This is a genomic window from Pelagicoccus mobilis (assembly GCF_016595505.1).
GTDB classification, from domain to species: domain Bacteria; phylum Verrucomicrobiota; class Verrucomicrobiia; order Opitutales; family Opitutaceae; genus Pelagicoccus; species Pelagicoccus mobilis.
The window spans coordinates 94,147-109,682 of record NZ_JAENIL010000025.1 but is presented as its reverse complement, the minus strand read 5'-3'; the positions used below and the strand labels follow the sequence as shown (position 1 = coordinate 109,682).

Annotated in this window: 11 protein-coding genes; 5 read left to right on the top strand and 6 right to left on the bottom strand. The window is 55.6% G+C overall.

All coding sequences use genetic code 11. The features are described 5' to 3' along the window. The coding region (locus JIN87_RS28295; RefSeq protein WP_234033419.1) for a hypothetical protein at positions 1-180 on the top strand (180 nt) is incomplete at its 5' end. An 81-nt stretch (positions 181-261) separates the two neighbouring features. On the opposite strand, the gene JIN87_RS14465 is transcribed toward JIN87_RS28295, so the two are convergent. The 3 genes from JIN87_RS14465 to JIN87_RS14455 form a co-directional block, all read right to left on the bottom strand. Next, positions 262-1,101 (bottom strand): hypothetical protein, encoded by an 840-nt coding sequence (locus tag JIN87_RS14465; protein WP_200356292.1) that lies wholly within the window; start codon positions 1,099-1,101, stop codon positions 262-264. Positions 1,102-1,235: 134 nt separating this feature from the next. Then, positions 1,236-1,661 carry a DoxX family protein gene (locus JIN87_RS14460; RefSeq protein WP_200356291.1) on the bottom strand — a complete coding sequence of 142 codons (426 nt, stop codon included), beginning with the start codon at positions 1,659-1,661 and terminating at the stop codon, positions 1,236-1,238. A 5-nt stretch (positions 1,662-1,666) separates the two neighbouring features. Further along, positions 1,667-3,193, bottom strand: coding sequence for an FMN-binding glutamate synthase family protein (locus JIN87_RS14455; protein ID WP_200356290.1), 1,527 nt, complete (start codon positions 3,191-3,193; stop codon positions 1,667-1,669). 264 nt (positions 3,194-3,457) lie between these two features. Between JIN87_RS14455 and JIN87_RS14450 the strand changes: the two genes are divergently transcribed. From JIN87_RS14450 to JIN87_RS14440, 3 genes are all read left to right on the top strand, one after another. Beyond that, a complete protein-coding gene (locus JIN87_RS14450) occupies positions 3,458-5,653 on the top strand; it encodes a glycoside hydrolase family 2 protein (protein WP_200356289.1) in 2,196 nt (731 codons plus the stop codon). Positions 5,654-5,808: 155 nt separating this feature from the next. Next, a complete protein-coding gene (gene fbaA, locus JIN87_RS14445) occupies positions 5,809-6,840 on the top strand; it encodes a class II fructose-bisphosphate aldolase (RefSeq protein WP_200356288.1) in 1,032 nt (343 codons plus the stop codon). 117 nt (positions 6,841-6,957) lie between these two features. Beyond that, a complete protein-coding gene (locus JIN87_RS14440; protein ID WP_200356287.1) occupies positions 6,958-7,824 on the top strand; it encodes an NAD(P)-dependent oxidoreductase in 867 nt (288 codons plus the stop codon). Between the two features lie 45 nt (positions 7,825-7,869). Here the strand turns inward: JIN87_RS14440 and JIN87_RS14435 are convergent, their stop codons facing one another. Further along, positions 7,870-8,673, bottom strand: coding sequence for an MIP/aquaporin family protein (locus tag JIN87_RS14435; protein ID WP_200356286.1), 804 nt, complete (start codon positions 8,671-8,673; stop codon positions 7,870-7,872). Between the two features lie 139 nt (positions 8,674-8,812). On the opposite strand from JIN87_RS14435, the gene JIN87_RS14430 reads away from it, so the two are divergent. Continuing rightward, on the top strand, positions 8,813-11,755 hold the full coding sequence (locus JIN87_RS14430) for an ATP-binding protein (protein ID WP_200356285.1): 2,943 nt from the start codon (positions 8,813-8,815) through the stop codon (positions 11,753-11,755). A 77-nt stretch (positions 11,756-11,832) separates the two neighbouring features. On the opposite strand, the gene mog is transcribed toward JIN87_RS14430, so the two are convergent. Beyond that, entirely contained in the window at positions 11,833-12,381 is a 549-nt protein-coding gene (mog, locus tag JIN87_RS14425) for a molybdopterin adenylyltransferase (protein ID WP_200356284.1), read from the bottom strand. Between the two features lie 20 nt (positions 12,382-12,401). Beyond that, complete coding sequence (locus JIN87_RS14420) at positions 12,402-15,512, bottom strand: efflux RND transporter permease subunit (RefSeq protein ID WP_200356283.1); 3,111 nt, start codon at positions 15,510-15,512, stop codon at positions 12,402-12,404. Positions 15,513-15,536 lie beyond the last annotated feature (24 nt).

Below are 15,536 nucleotides of genomic sequence, written 5' to 3'. Positions count from 1 at the left end.
GACGGAGCGAAGCGGAGATGGGGCACGCGAAGCGTGAGTCCGCAGGACCGAAGAGACGGAGTCTCGAAGCCAATCCCTGTCGGGCTGCCACTTCTCAACGAAGAGTTCAGAATGAAGAACGAAGAAGTGGCACGACGCTTTCCCTTGAGAAAAGGGATGAAGAACCCCGAAGGGGTTTGATGGAGCGAAGCGGAGATACTGGGGCACGAAAAAAGACGCCCTGGTTTTGAGCGTCTTTGTGAAATTGTTTTGTCTCTTTTATTAGAAGCGGACCGTTAGGGCGTCGAGGGAGCGATTGCTGCTTCTGACTTGTCCAGTAAGGGCTTCGTCGATTTGGGAGAAGCTCACGTGGTGAATGTCGTACACGCTTCTGTTCGAGTGAGAGGCGGGAAGCGTTCCTGTGAGGGGATCCGCGTATTTTCCCAGCATGTAAGCATTTTCGAAATCCCAGACCCCTTCGACTTCTTGGTCGGCTTCGTCGAGGCTTACGAGTTCAGTGTCAAAGAGACCGTTTGAGCTGAGGAATTGGTAAGCTGGTGTAGAAGTTGGTCCACTCGCGCGATTTGCACGGATGGTTTTCTCTAGCGAGGCCAGGGTCTCGATCGCGGTGAGCTGGGTTGGCGTCGGCGTTTGAGCGACTAGACCAGACTGGTGTACCACGACGCGAGGGGCGTTTGGACGGGCTAGGGTGGAAAATTCCTTCAAACCGACCTCTTGGATCTGAGGTTGTTCGGCTACGGCGACCGTAAAGGTGGGCTCTTCGGCGGCGCCAAGTGGAGCGCTTACTTCGGTTTGCGCGAGTTCGGCATCGCCGATGGGCGTTTGGATGCCTAAGTAGACCGCGACGGCTGCGATGCCGCAGGTGGCGGTGAAGGTGCCGACTTTGAAGAGTCTGGCGGAGAGTGGTGATTTGAGGCGAGACTCGCTGACGAGCTGCTTTTGGATGAGCAGTTTTTGTTTCGTCTTAAGTTCGCGTTCAAAACGGACCCAGAATTCGGGCTCCGGTCGCTCGTTGCGTTTCGCACGCATGAGCTCTTCTAAAGTAAATTTACCTCGGTTGTCCGGCATCGTTGTTGGTAGACGCACGTTTTCTGAAAGCATTCAACTTTTTTGAAGTTTTTTCTAAAGTTGAGGGTTTTCGCTAGATCAGTTCTAGGGAAAACTTGCTGTTCGGGAGTGCTTTTTGTCTAGAATAGAGTAACAGACCACCGTTTGGGGGCTTTGTTCCGGAGGGGTTAGCGTTTGCGACGACCGCGTTCGGTAGGAGTGTCGCTGTGGATCGCTTTGAGGAGGGGAAGTTCTCGGTGACGAATGACGATTGTGATTCCGCAGCAGATGAGGGTGACGATGGCGAGCATTCCGAGTTCGCCTCGCGGCCCCTCCCATCCGAGTTCTGTGATGTGGCCAATGACCGCTCCAGCCATTAGGCAAGCCCCTAGAAGCGCTCCATATACTATACTAGAAGGGATAAGCAGGAGAATGCAGGCCACGAGCTCGAGCGCTCCGATTAGCAAACGCCCTTTGGGCTCCATTCCGAGCTCGCTGAAGAGCTGCACGGATTCTGGGTGAGCGGAGAATTTGAAGAAGAGGGTTTGCCCCATGATCACGACGGCGACGATTTGGGTGATCCAGGAGATTATTTTGAGTTTAGGGATAGTCATGTGGATTAGCTGTGGTTGGCGAAGGGATAGAGGGCAGATTCGTTGGGAATGTAGAGGTGATCGAAGGTGAGGTCGCTAACGGTTCTGGCTCCGGCGGAGCAGAGAAGCTCGTCGAGATCGTGTTCGAGACTGTGGATGTAGTTTGCCACTCTGAGAGCTTTGTCGGGGATGTTTATTCCGCGCTCCAGGTCTGGGTCGTGGGTGGTGATGCCGACGGGGCAGGTATTGCTGCCGCATTGCAAGGCCTGAATGCAGCCGATGGAAAGCATGAATCCTCGAGCGGTTGCGACCGCGTTGGCTCCGAGGCAAAAGGCGATGATTTGGGAGCCGGGGCTGATTAGTTTGCCGGAGGCGATTATTTTGACGCGTTGGCGGACGCCTGCGGCGAGCAGAATGTCGTTGGCGGATTTAAGGGCGGGGAAGAGTGGCATGCCGACTCGATCGAGGAAGGCTTTGGGGGCGGCTCCGGTGCCGCCTTCGGCTCCGTCGATGGTGATGAAATCGGGGAAGGCGTCTTGACGTTTCATCTCGCCGACGAGCTCGAAAAATTGCCTGGGGTCGCCGATGCAGAGTTTGATGCCGACAGGGAGTTGGGAGATTTCCTGAATGCGTCGAATGAAGGCGATGGTGCTGGGATAGTCTTGGCATTCGGCATGGTGGGTGGGGGAGACGATATCCCTTCCCATCGGTACGCCGCGGAGCTCGGATATCTCCTGGGTGATCTTCTCTTTGGGGAGCATGCCGCCTTTGCCGGGTTTTGCTCCTTGGCTGAGCTTGAGCTCGATCATTTTGATTTGCTCTTTGGCGGCGAGTTCGGCGAGCAGCTGGTCGTTTAGGGTGCCGTCTCGATTTCTGACTCCGAATTTGGCGGTTCCGATTTGGAAGGCGAGGTCGCAGTTCTCCATCAGGTGGTATTTGGGGTAGCCTCCTTCTCCGGTATTCATGAGGCCTCCGGTTTGGGCGATGCCTCGGGCGAGCGAGCGAACGGCGCGTTTGCCTAGGGCTCCGTAGCTCATGCCGCTGATGATGATGGGGACGGTGAGCGTATAGGCGTTTTGGATACCTCTCTCTTCGCCGAAGGTCATCCGGTAGGGCTCTACGTCTCCTCGGGAAATGGGGAAGAGGGAGTGTCGCAGCTTTATCTCGGTGGCGTCGAAGTTGTTTTGGGAGCCGAAGGATGCGGCGGAGTCTACGTTGTTGGCTTTGCGGTAGACCTCGCCTCGCTCGGTTCGATTGAAGGGGCGTTCTTCGGTGTCTCCGGAAAACAGATACTGTCGGAGTTCTGGTCCTAGACTTTCGAGCATGTATCGGCCTTGGCCAAGGATGCCGAAGTTTCTCAGCAGTGAGTGGTTCTTCTGTCCGAAGAGGTAATAGAGGTTGACGAGAAGAAGCCCGAGCAGGGGGACGGTGAGGAAGTGGTAGTAGAAGGATATGTACCTGCCGGCTAGGAAGAAAATCGTAGCGAGGATGGGGATGGCGGTATTGGTGAAGCGGGCGAGCTTATGCAGGTTGATCGCTAATTTCGTAGACATTTGCGGGGGCGGTCAATTTGTCGTGTGCGGGCGATTTGTGGCGAGTTGGGGGAGTGCTATGTAGACGCTAGCGAGAAAGGAGGCTTACGCAATTCTAAGCCTTCGAAAGTTTGGGATAAGCGCGTCGTGAGTAGGGAGATACGGTGTTGGTGGGATTTTTCGGATTCGGGGGCGTGTATGCTTTGAGCAGCTCTTTTTGATCTAGGAGTTGCGGGATTGGGCTTCGAGGGATAGTGGTTTGTTGCGAGTCGAACTCTGAAGCCTATGATGCCTAAGCGATACAATCTGGAATGGAGCGTGGGATACACGTCTGACCCGAGCGTGAGTCCTTCGAAAACGGTTCCGGCGTCGGTTCCTGGGGCGGTGCAGCTTGATTGGGCTCGTGCGGAAGGGTGGCCTCACTTCTGGCAGGACGGGGACGTGGGGCGTTACGCTTGGATGGAGAAGGTTTATTGGGTGTATTCGGCGACCGTTCCGAAGGTGGCTTTGGAGGAAGGTAAGCGGCTTTTCTTCGTTTCTGGCGGTGTCGATTATCGTTTTCTTGTGAGGCTAGGGGGTAAGACTTTGCATGCTCAGGAGGGGATGTTTAGCAAGGTGGAGCTCGATTTCTCTCATGCGGCGGGAGACGGGCAACTTTTGGAGGTAATTGTATTTCCGATACCGGATTCGGGCTTGGGCGAGGGACGGATTGAAGCGAGCTCGTCGGTCAAGCCTGCGGTCAGTTATGGGTGGGACTTTCACCCGCGTTTGGTGCCGTCGGGGATTTGGAGGGAGACCTTTCTCGAGTTGCGGGAGGATACGCATATCAAGGAGTTGAATTTCGACTATGTCGTGGAGGAGGGCTTGGCTTTGTTGCGTTTGGACTTGTCGGTGGAGCTGAGCCGGGCAGCGAAAGGCTTGCTCGAGTGGAGTTTGGTCGATCCGCAGGGAGCGGTGGTGGATGGGGAGTCGATCCACTTGGATGAGCAATCGATGGTGGACGGGTTTTGCGAAGTGCATGATCCGGAGTTGTGGTGGCCGCGTGGATACGGTGAACAGTCTTTGTATTCGCTGACGGTTTCTGTCCATGGAGAGAATGGGGACTTGTTGGACGCGTGTTCTCACACGATCGGGTTTCGCACGGTCCGTTTGGTGATGAATCATGGCGCTTGGGAGGATACGACCGAGATGCCCAAGAGTCGAAATGTGGCGCCTATGACTCTGGAGCTGAATGGGCGTCGAGTGTTTGTGAAAGGGTCTAACTGGGTTGCTCCGGACGTATTCCCAGGAGTTGCCGGTGAGGACGCCTACCGGCCTCTGTTGGAGCAGGCGGCTAGTTGTCATTTCAATCTGCTGCGTTGCTGGGGGGGAGCTGCGGTAGGGAAGCCCTCTTTTTTTGAGCTGTGCGATCGGCTGGGGCTAATGGTCTGGCAGGATTTTCCTTTGGCGTGCAATTGCTATTCCGACAGACCCGAGTTTCTGGATGTGCTCGGAGAGGAGTCCGAGTCGATCATCAGGCAACTGAAGGGGCATCCCTCGGTGGTCATTTGGTGCGGAGGCAACGAGCTTTACAATTCCTGGTCGGGCATGACGGACCAGTCCAAGGCGATTCGTCTGCTAAATAAGAAGTGCTTGGAGATAGATCCGGATACGCCGTTTCTGCCGACTTCGCCGATCATGGGGGCAGGGCACGGTGGCTACTTGTTTCGCGATGCGAGCGGGAAGGAGTGTTTCGAGGTTTTCCAGAGGGCGCGGAATTCGGCGTACGTGGAGTTTGGCGTGCCTGGGCCTGCATCGGTCGAGAAGTTGCGCAGCTTGTTGCCCGAAGATGAGCTTTTTCCACCGCGTCCGGGGGGAGCGTGGGAGTTGAGGCATGGGTTTGGAGCTTGGGATGTTTGTCCGGAGTCATGGCTCTGCCTGGAGGTGATCGAACACTATTTTGGCCGTTCCGAATCGATCGAGGAGCTGGTACAGTGGGGGCAGCTTTTGCAGTCGGAAGGCTTGAAAGGTTTGTTTGAGGAGGCCCGCCGGCAAAAGCCGTATTGCTCGATGGCTGTGAACTGGTGCTTCAATGAGCCTTGGCCAGCTGCCGCGAACAACAGCCTGATTTCTTGGCCTTGCGAGGCGAAGCCTGCTCTTCGCGGGGTGAAGCAGAGTTGTCGCACGACCTTGGCGTCGGCCCGGGTGAAACGGTTTGCTTGGCGTAGCGGGGAGTTGTTCGAGGCGGAATTGTGGATGCTGCACGACGGCCTTGACTCAGTGAAAGGGGATCGGGTGGAAGCGTATCTGCGTTTCGAGGATGAGGAGAGTTTTGTGCTCGGCTGGTATTTCGATGCCCTGGAGGAGGATGAAAATCGGGTTGGCCCGGTGCTGCGTTTTCAAGTGCCGGAGATGGAGGCTCAGACTTTCCGGCTGATTCTGCGTGTCGAAGGCCGCCCCGACTGGAATTCGGAGTATGAGTTCTGTTGTTTACAGGACTAAGAAGGCAGCGGGATCTCTCCATTCGCATCGCTAATTGACCTTAACCCCGAGGTAAGCGGCGATTTTAGTTGAAGGAGAACCGTTTCTTAGTACATTGATCAGCCTTCCTACTAACAGGGAGAAAATAAAATAAGAACATCTAATCTTAAGACATAATGCCAGTCGCAACACCTAAGCAGTACGCAGCGATGTTGGATGCCGCCCAAAAGGGTGGCTACGCATACCCAGCCGTTAACGTAACGTCACTCACGACGATCAACGCAGCCCTCAAGGCTTTCGCGGATTCCAAATCAGACGGTATCATTCAAGTTTCTACCGGTGGCGGCCAGTTCGCTTCCGGCCTCAATGTAGCTGATGCAGCTTTTGGCGCGATCGTATTGGCTGAGGCGACTCATCGTCTCGCTGAGAAGTACGACATCCTCGTCGCTCTTCACACTGACCACTGTCACCCAGCTAAGGTTGACGGCTTCCTCAAGCCTCTGCTCGAAGCGTCTCGTCAGCGTATCGCTGAAGGCAAGGGTCCTCTCTTCCAGTCTCACATGTTCGACGGTTCCGTTGTTGCTCTCGACGAAAACCTCGAGATCTCCAAGGAACTCCTCAAGGAGTGTGCCGAGCTCGACATCATCCTCGAAGTTGAAGCTGGCTGCGTAGGTGGCGAAGAAGACGGACACGACACTTCCGGTCTCCCAGCTGAAAAGCTCTACACGACTCCAGAAGACATGCTCGAAGTTTACGAAGCGCTCCAGCCAATCGGCCGCTTCCTCTTCGCTGCTACTTTCGGTAACGTTCACGGCGCGTACAAGCCAGGTTCTGTTAAGCTCAAGCCAACCATCCTCAAGGACGGTCAGAAGGCAGTTACAGACAAGCACGGCGCGGAAGCTGAAATGGACCTCGTTTTCCACGGTGGTTCAGGTTCCGAGCTCAGCGAAATCCGCGAAACTCTCGACTACGGTGTGGTTAAGATGAACATCGATACTGACACTCAGTACGCGTTCACTCGTCCAGTCGTAACTCACATCTGCGAAAACATCGAAGGCGTTCTCAAGATCGACGGTGAAGTAGGTAACAAGAAGACTTACGACCCACGCGGCTACCTCAAGAAGGCTGAAGCCAACATGGCAAAGCGTCTTCAGGAAGCAGCGTCTGACCTTCTCTCTGAAGGGAAGACAATCTTCGGAACGGTATAAGCTGTAATTGTAGCTTAAATACGTTTTTCTTAACCGGTCTCGGCAACGAGGCCGGTTTTTTTGTTTCGAGCCGCTTTCGATTCGAAAAATCACAAAACCTAATTAGACTATTACCTTATGAGCAGGGAACGAATCGCATTTATCGGCACTGGAGTGATGGGTGCTAGCATGGCTGGTCACTTACTCGCGGCTGGGTATCCAGTCAGCGTATACAATCGAACGAAGTCGAAGGCGGAAGGCCTGATTGAGAAGGGGGCGGTCTGGAAGGATTCTCCGCACGATGCGGCGGAAGGCGCGGATGTCGTCATCACGATTCTCGGTTACCCTAGCGACGTGGAAGCGATTTATCTTGGGGAGACAGGGATTCTCTCCGCTTTGCACAAGGACGCGATCGCCATCGACATGACGACTTCGAGCCCGCTGATTGCCGAAACGATCGCGGAGGTCGGCCGTCGGCGGGGAATCGGTGTGCTTGATGCTCCGGTATCGGGAGGTGATTTGGGAGCCCGCGAGGCTCGTCTATCGATCATGGTAGGCGGAGAGAGGGAAGTGTTCGATCGCGCTTTGCCAATTCTTGAGGTAATGGGCAAAAACATAGTCTACCAAGGAAAACCAGGAGCTGGCCAACATACTAAGATGTGCAACCAGATCGCGATTGCCGGTGGTATGGTGGCGATCGGAGAGTCTCTGAGTTATGCTCGCAAGGCGGGGCTCAACCCCGAAGCGGTTCTGCAAAGCATCTCAGCGGGAGCTGCGGGAAGTTGGACGATGAGCAATCTCGTCCCGCGAGCTCTCAAAGGCGACTATACGCCAGGTTTCTTTGTGAAGCACTTCGTCAAGGACATGAAGATCGCTCTCGAATCCGCGGAAGAAATGGAGCTCGATTTGCACGGACTCGACCTAGCTAAGAAGCTTTTCGAACGCTTGGTGAACGAGGGGGCGGCTGACGAGGGGACTCAGGCTTTGTTTAAGTTGTATTTGTAATCCTGAGGTAGCGGCCGACGTCCTCAGCGGCCATTGCGCGCGGTATTACTTTCGGGAAAGGAGGATCTTTTGTAGGTAGGCGCCGGTGATGGCTCCCGCGATGGGAGCTAGGATGTAGACGGTGAGCCAACCGTGTCCGAGGATTTCGAACGGATAGCTGCCCCAGCCAGCGAGGCTTGAAAAGAGTCGTGGAGCGAAGTCGCGGGCAGGGTTGAAGCCGGCTTGGGAGATCGGGGCGAGCAGAGAGATCAAAGCTGTGAGGGTGGCGCCGATGGCGTAGGGCACGTGCTTGGCTTGAATGCCGGAATTTTTCGGATCGGTAAACCCGAAGACGGCGAAGGCGAGCATCGCGGTGCCGACGAACTCGGCGAGAAGAGCTTGGGTGGTAGTGATGTGTTCCAACGCTCCAGTGGTGAACGCGGCTCCTCCGGGATTTGGGTAGAATTCGCCGAACATCATGGCGCTCGCTTCGCTGCCGGGTTCGCCGCGCACGATGCCGTTGCTGCTCTCGAAGAGGGCGATGCCTCCGCTGAAGAGGCTGTAGAGGACGGCGGCTGCGATGAAGGCGCCAAGGAATTGTGCGGTGATGTAGAGGGGGACGCGTCGCCATGGAAAATCGCGGACGGTGGCGAAAGCGAGCGTGATGGCGGGATTTATGTGGGCCCCGCTCTTTGCTCCGGTAAGGAGAATGGCGATACAGACGCCGAAGCCCCAGACGATGGCGACTTGGAAAAGGCCGATTTGGGCGCCCATCGCGACTGCGGCGGCGACGCTGCCGCACCCGAAAAAGACGAGAATGAAGGTTCCGACGAGTTCGCCGAGGAAGGCGGTGGAAGGCTTAGGTTTCATGAGTCAGGAGCAAGGAATGGGCGTTCTGCCCGTTTAGGGGGGAGGTGGCAAGCTCTGCGATCCGCATTGTTGGATTGCCTATTGGTGTAGTGGATTGCAACGATGCCGATAGTAGGAATGATTTTCCTTTGCCCACTTCATGCTTTCTGTTGATCCAAATTCCCCTCAGCTGATCCCAAGCTGGATTTTCGAACAGGACTTTCTGGTGTTCCTGTCGTTTTTTGGATGGATGCTTGTCGGCTTGCTCGCCTTGTCGAAGCCTTTGTCACAGCACGGCGCGGCGAAACTGCCGTGGTTGTGGATTGGCTTCTATGCGTTTTCGCAGGCGTTGCAGGATTTTTTGCGGACCTTGTCTTTCTCTGACGCGTTTTTTCGGGCCTTCAATTTAGAGGTGGGGTTCGAAATGCTGGGCTACGGGCTCTTGGTCGAGACGGCGATCCGGTATGCGAAAAAGGATGAAGAGCGGAACTTTTTTCCGTACTCCGCGGTTGGCGGTCTGTTTCTGGGCTTGTCGATCGAGATTGGGGATTCGTTGTATACGCTGGTTGTTTCGTTGCTGGTTTCTGCGGTCGCGGTGATTTGGTCGTGTCGCTGTTTTGCCAAAGCGGCGATTGAGGAGAAGCGTCGGGAGCTTTATGTGATCGTGGCTGGATTGGTGATCCTTTTTCCCACATGGCTGCTGGCTCCGGGACGATTGGGGGCGGTGTTTCCTGTCGAGTCGCTTACGTATGAGGATTTTCCATACTATGGGTTCGATCTCTTGCTGTTACGGATCGTCGCCGCATGGACGATTTTGAGCGGCTTTTGGTACTACCGTTTGCAGCGTCGGATCGAGGATGTCGTTCCTCAAGTAGGGGCTCAATTGAAGCTCTGGGGTCATCGAGTGCTGCCTGTGGCTTTGGCGGTGGTGGTAGGTGGAAGCTATCTGGTGACCACTTGGAATGGGCAGCGGATGAAGGATCGGATGAGCGAGGATTATCTTTCTCGAGCTCAAACCGCTGCCGTGCCGCTGGATGTTTCAAGTATCGGCGACTTCGCGGAATTGGCTGACAGCGGACGGCGTTTGGGTGGGGATTTAGCGAGTCAACTCATCGCGCTGCAACGAATCGGATCGGACGTGCTTAGCGTGTATTTGTGGAGTGGAGACGAATCTGGAATTCGCACGGCGGCTTTCGAGACGGAGCAAGGCGAACGACCGTTTTTGGCTAAGTCGCACCTCGATCTCTCGAAGGTGAAGGGGTACCAGGAACAGGAGGCCTTTTTGTCGGGACCTTACGTTGTGGACAGCAAGTCTATTCTCCACTTGAGCGCGCCAGTCCGAGCTCGTGGCACGGGGGAAATCGCGTATTGGTTGGGGATCGATATTTCGGGCTCTTCCTGGTTTCGCAATGTATCCCTTTCTCGGTTGCAGACGATTATCATCGCGGGCTTGGTGATGGCCTTAGTCATCTTTTTCCTCTACTACCAGATCGAGCATGAGAGCGAGGCTGACTTGATTTTGGCGAAAGAGCGTGCGGAAGCGGCGGACCGTGCGAAGAGCGAGTTTTTGGCGGTTATCAGTCACGAAATTCGCACGCCATTGCAGAGTGTTCTTGGTTATAGCGACTTGCTGAAAGGGACGCGGTTGGATGACAAGCAACGTTCGTGTCTGGATACGATCCAATCTGAAGGGAAGATCCTGCTGCGCATCGTTCAGGACATTCTGGACTTCTCGAATTTGCGGAAGGCGAACTTTCAGTTGGAGTATGGTCCGGTGCAATTGCGGCGCTTGATCGAAGAGACGTTTCGCACCATCAAGCCGAATGCGGATCGGAAGGGGCTTAAAGCTCATCTGGAAATTTCGGCTGAAATTCCTGAGTTGGTGGAAGCGGACGGCGTTCGTTTGAGGCAAGTTTTGCTGAATCTATTCGGAAACTCCGTTAAGTACACCGAAGAGGGCGAGGTGTTTTTGAAGGCGTTCGTCGAGCCGTCTGCGGAGGAAGGGGCGCTTCCTCTAAAGTTCGAGATTTCGGATACGGGGGTTGGGATCAAGGAGTCTGATCTCGTCCGTTTGTTTGAGCCTTTTATTCAGCTTGAGCATTCCAGCAAATTTCCACGGGAAGGAGCTGGGCTTGGGCTTGCGATCGTGAACCGTATCGTAGAGCTGATGGGAGGACGGATCGACGTGCAAAGCGAGGTGGGCGAAGGTTCGTGTTTTACGGCGTCCTTTGGATTCACGGAGCTGGAGGTTGAACAAAGGGATGAGTCTGTTTCGTTTGCTGACATCATGGAAGAGGAAGAGGTCCTGATGGGGCAGAGGTACCCGCTTAAGATCCTCGTCGTTGATGACAACCCGATGGTGCGTCGCCTTATCCTGCAATATTTGGAGTCGATCGGTTACGAGGCCGACGAGCTGGACGGAGGGGCTGCTGCGGCGGAGGCTGGTCTGAATTACGACCTATTGATCATGGACCTTCGAATGCCGGAAGTCGATGGACCGCAAGCGGCCGAGTTGATCCGGAAGAAAGGCAGTGAGTCGATACGACCTTGGATTATAGCGGTATCGGCTTCTTTGCAGGAGGACGAGGTGAAGCGAGCTCGCGATGCCGGTGTGAACGATTTTCTTGGCAAACCGTTCTATGCTGGTCAGCTGCAGGAGAAGCTTGAGGACATTCCTTGGATCGAGGAGAAACGTGTGGAAGCGGTTGCCTCGCCTGAGGAACCTGCAGCGGAAGAGCATGTGCCGCTTTTTATAGGACCCGCCGAAGTTGAGGAGGTTGCTCCGGTCGAAGAGACCAACCCCGAGGTTCCACAAACCGTTTTTGGCGGGATCGACAGTTATCCAGAGGAGGCGGTAAAGGCTGCTATCGCTGAAGTGTTTACCAAGCAAATGGACATGGAGAAAAGTGCGGCGGAAGGGGATTGGGCCATGGTGAAGGAGGATGCTCACTATCTGGCAAACACAGCGATGGCGCTAGGAATAGACCAGCTGTATTTGGATTCCAAGGACTTGGAAAAGGCGGCTGAGGATGTTGATGAACCTAAAGCGATCAAGTGCCTCGAGGAGCTGAAGTTGAACTTCGAAGCGTGGGCGGAGGATTGATGAGGAGTGCGGTGCTTTCGGCCGCGTTCGTAGCTTGGAACTCGGGTTGTGGACGCGGGCTAAAGCTCCGCGCTACCTTAGGCGCCTTTAGGACGGAACGCTTTCATCACTTCGTCATCGGTTTCAAGGCGGGCGCCGCCGATGAGGTCGATGCAGTAAGGGATCGCGGGAAAGACTGCCTCTAGGTTCTCTTTGATGGCTTTGGGCTTGCCTGGTAGATTGACGATCAGGCAATGGCCACGGGTACCGGCTGTTTGGCGGGAGAGGATGGCGGTCGGTACGTACTTTAGGGAAGCGGAGCGCATGAGCTCGCCGAAACCGGGCAGCATGCGTTCGCAGACCGCTTCCGTCGCTTCGGGAGTGATGTCGCGTGGGGCGGGGCCTGTACCGCCTGTAGTGACGACGAGACTACAACCTTCTTCGTCGGCAAACTTTTTGAGCGTGTCCTCGATTTGATCTTGCTCGTCGGGAACGACTGCATAGGAAACCTCGAACTCGGTTGTCAGCCATGTCTTTAAGAGGTCGAGGCAAGCTTTGCCGGGAATGTCTTCGTAGATGCCTTTTGAGGCGCGGTCCGATATGTTGATGACGCCGATGCGTGGTGAGGGGTGGTTTTCTGTAGCCACTTGTCTAAGTTAAAAGGTGGTTAGGCTGCCTTCTTTTTGAAGATGCTTTTGATGCGGTGTTCGCAGGCGAGTAGAGATGGCGTGAGGATAAGCGTCAACACGGTTGCGAAAGCGAGTCCGAAAGCGACAGAAGTGGCGAGCTGCGTCCACCACTGGGTCGAAGGCGCTCCGATGGATACGTGAGGCGTGAAGAAGTCGAGGTTTACGCCGAGTACCATTGGGATCAAACCGAGGATTGTGGTTACGGTTGTGAGTAGCACCGGGCGGAGTCGTTGGGCTGCGGTGAGCAATGCTGCTTGGTAGGGGTCCATGCTCTTGCGGTGGAGGTTGAACGTGTCGATCAGGACGATGTTGTTGTTCACCACGATTCCAGCGAGGGCGATGACGCCGATGCCGTTCATGACGATGCCGAAGGGTTGGTGGGTGATGAGGAGTCCGATGAAGACGCCTAGCGTTGAGAAGAGGACCGCTGTAAGGATGAGGCCGCTTTGGTAGATGCTGTTGAACTGGGTGATCAGGATGATCGCGATGGCGAAGACCGCGACCAAGAAGGCTTTGCCGAGAAAGGCTTGGGCTTCTTGTTGCTCCTCGTCTTCACCTCGGTATTCGACTCGGATTCGCGAGAAATCGATGCCGGACTCTGGAAGCCAATCCCTTAGCTGTTCGAAAATGACGGCGGGTTGTACGCCTTCCTTCACTTCTGCCGCAACGGTGTAGACGCGGCGCTGTTCGACTCGGTCGATCTTTTGAACTCGAGGAGCGGCTTTTTGTGATATGAAATTGGATACGGGAGCTAGTCCTGCTTCGGTGACGATTTTTAGTTCGTTCAGCTGGTCGAGGTTGCGTTCATCGAAGGGGTAGCGAGCGCGTATCTCAACTTCGTCGTCGGCGTCGAGAGGTCGGTATTCACCGATTTCGACACCGTTGGTGAGCATCTGTATTTCGTTTCCGATGACCGTTATGTCTGCCCCGTATCGTGCTGCCTCGGTACGGTCGACCGTGATTTCCCATTCGAAGCCTTCGATGCCGCGGGTGTCGGTGATGTCAATCAGGCCTTCGGTTTCGTTGAACTTGTCGACTACGATTTGGGTGGCAGTTTTCAGTTCATCCGGGAAGGGAGAACTGAGCTGCAGCTGCACGGGTTTGCCGACGGGTGGTCCGGCGTCCGGTTTTGCGAATTCGATGATGATGCCGGCGAGATCTGCGGTGCGAGCTCGGATGACGTCGAAGATCTCGTACGCGGTGGGTCGGCTTTCCCAATGGGAGAATTCGAATTGGATTACGCCGACCGTATCTTCCGGGACGTTTTGGGCTCTTAGTTCTGGATCTGCTCTCGTGTACAGGAATTTGAGTCCATCCACATCTTGGATACGGGACTCGACTTGGCGAACGAGGGCATCTGCTTCGTCGACGGACAGGTTTCCTCGAGCTCTGATGTTCATGCTGGCGAACTCAGGTTCTACATCCGGGAAGAACTCAACGCCTTTGCCGAAAGCTCCATAGACGAATAGAACCGCTACAAAGAGGGAGGCGATCGAAACGAGCTGTAGGATGGGGTGGCGGATAACCTTGTTTAGCAGGCGAGCGTAGGAGCCTGTGAATCCGGAGAGTTTAGTTAGATCCGCGTGTTTTGCTCCATCAAGGGCGTCGAGGGCATCGTTGTTCGAGTTGTTGGGCTTGCCAAACATCGCCCCGAGTGAAGGGACGAAGATAAGGGCCATCGCCAAGGACGCGCTGAGTGTCGCGATCAAGGTGATCGGCAGGTATTTCATGAATTCCCCGACCATTCCGGGCCAGAATAGGAGAGGGGCGAAGGCGGCGAGGGTGGTGAGGGTGGAGGCGATGATGGGCAATGCCATGCGTTTGGAGGCCTCGGCGTAGGCGGGGCCTTTGGCCAGGCCTTCCGCCATTTTGCGGTCGGCGAATTCGGTGACCACGATCGCTCCGTCTACAAGCATGCCGACGGCCATGATGAGAGAGAAGAGCACGACGATGTTTACGGTGAATCCGACTGCGTAGAGGAAGAGCACGCCTGCCAAAAAGGAGCCTGGGATCGCGATGCCGACGAGCAGGGCGGAGCGTACGCCGAGGGCGATGATGACGACGATCATGACGAGCAGGACGGCGCTGATCACATTGTTTTGCAGGTCGAGCAGCATGTCGCGAATGCCGGTGGACTTGTCCTGGGAGTAGGTGACGGTGAGGTTTTCCGGCCAAAGGGGGCGAGTGCTTTCGACGAGTTCTTTGACGGCGGCGATGGTATCGAGAACGTTTTCGCCGGCGCGTTTGGAGACTTCGATGCCGATGGAGGGCTCGCCGTTGAGGCGGGCGTAGGCGCTGCGGTCTTTGAAGGTGCGGCGGACGGTGGCGACGTCGGATAGGCGAATGACCTTGTCTCCGTCTCGCTTGACGGGGATGTCCATGACTTCTTGGGCGCTTTTGAAGAGTCCTGGGACTTTGACGGCGAAACGTCCGTCGCCTTTGTCCATGTTGCCGGCGGCGACGATCTTGTTGTTGCGAGCGACGAAAGCGATGATTTCGCCTTGGGAGAGGTTGTAGGTGCGCAGGATCGAGGGATCGATGATGACTTCGACGACTTCCTCGCGGTCGCCAATGACGCGAGCCTCGAGGACTTGGCCGATGCTTTCGATCTCGTCGCCGAGTTCCTTGGCAATTTTCGTGAGGGCGCGCTCGGGTACGTCGCCGGAGAGGGTGATGACGATGACGGGAAATTCGGAGAAGTTGATCTCGTGCACCGTCGGTTCCTCGGCGGCTTGGGGAAGTTCGGCTCGGGCGAGGTCCACTTTTTCGCGTACATCGGCGAGAGCGGTATCTGGGTCGAAGCCTGCGTCGAACTCGAGCGTGACGGATGCTGAGTTTTGGGAAGCGCTCGCGGTCATCTCTTTTACGCCTTCGACGCTGGAGAGTTCTTGCTCCATGGGGCGCACGAGCAGTCGCTCGCCGTCTTCGGGCGAGATTCCTTCCATATACATGGAGACGTAGATGGTGGGGATCTGCACGTCCGGGTCGGACTCTTTGGGGATCTGTATGTAGGCGAAGAGGCCGGCAGCCAGGATGAAGAAGAGAGTGAGGTTGACCGTGCGTTTACGGCTGAGAATGAGTTCGATCACAGTGTTGGGTTCCGGGGTTCAGGT

Excerpts from the sequence above, each read along its gene's own strand:
- JIN87_RS14460 (WP_200356291.1), bottom strand. The coding sequence starts at position 1,661 with ATGACTATCCCTAAACTCAAAATAATCTCCTGGATCACCCAAATCGTC.
- JIN87_RS14430 (WP_200356285.1), top strand. The coding sequence starts at position 8,813 with ATGCTTTCTGTTGATCCAAATTCCCCTCAGCTGATCCCAAGCTGGATT.
- JIN87_RS14465 (WP_200356292.1), bottom strand. The coding sequence starts at position 1,101 with ATGCTTTCAGAAAACGTGCGTCTACCAACAACGATGCCGGACAACCGA.
- JIN87_RS14455 (WP_200356290.1), bottom strand. The coding sequence starts at position 3,193 with ATGTCTACGAAATTAGCGATCAACCTGCATAAGCTCGCCCGCTTCACC.
- JIN87_RS14440 (WP_200356287.1), top strand. The coding sequence starts at position 6,958 with ATGAGCAGGGAACGAATCGCATTTATCGGCACTGGAGTGATGGGTGCT.
- fbaA (WP_200356288.1), top strand. The coding sequence starts at position 5,809 with ATGCCAGTCGCAACACCTAAGCAGTACGCAGCGATGTTGGATGCCGCC.
- JIN87_RS14450 (WP_200356289.1), top strand. The coding sequence starts at position 3,458 with ATGATGCCTAAGCGATACAATCTGGAATGGAGCGTGGGATACACGTCT.
- JIN87_RS14435 (WP_200356286.1), bottom strand. The coding sequence starts at position 8,673 with ATGAAACCTAAGCCTTCCACCGCCTTCCTCGGCGAACTCGTCGGAACC.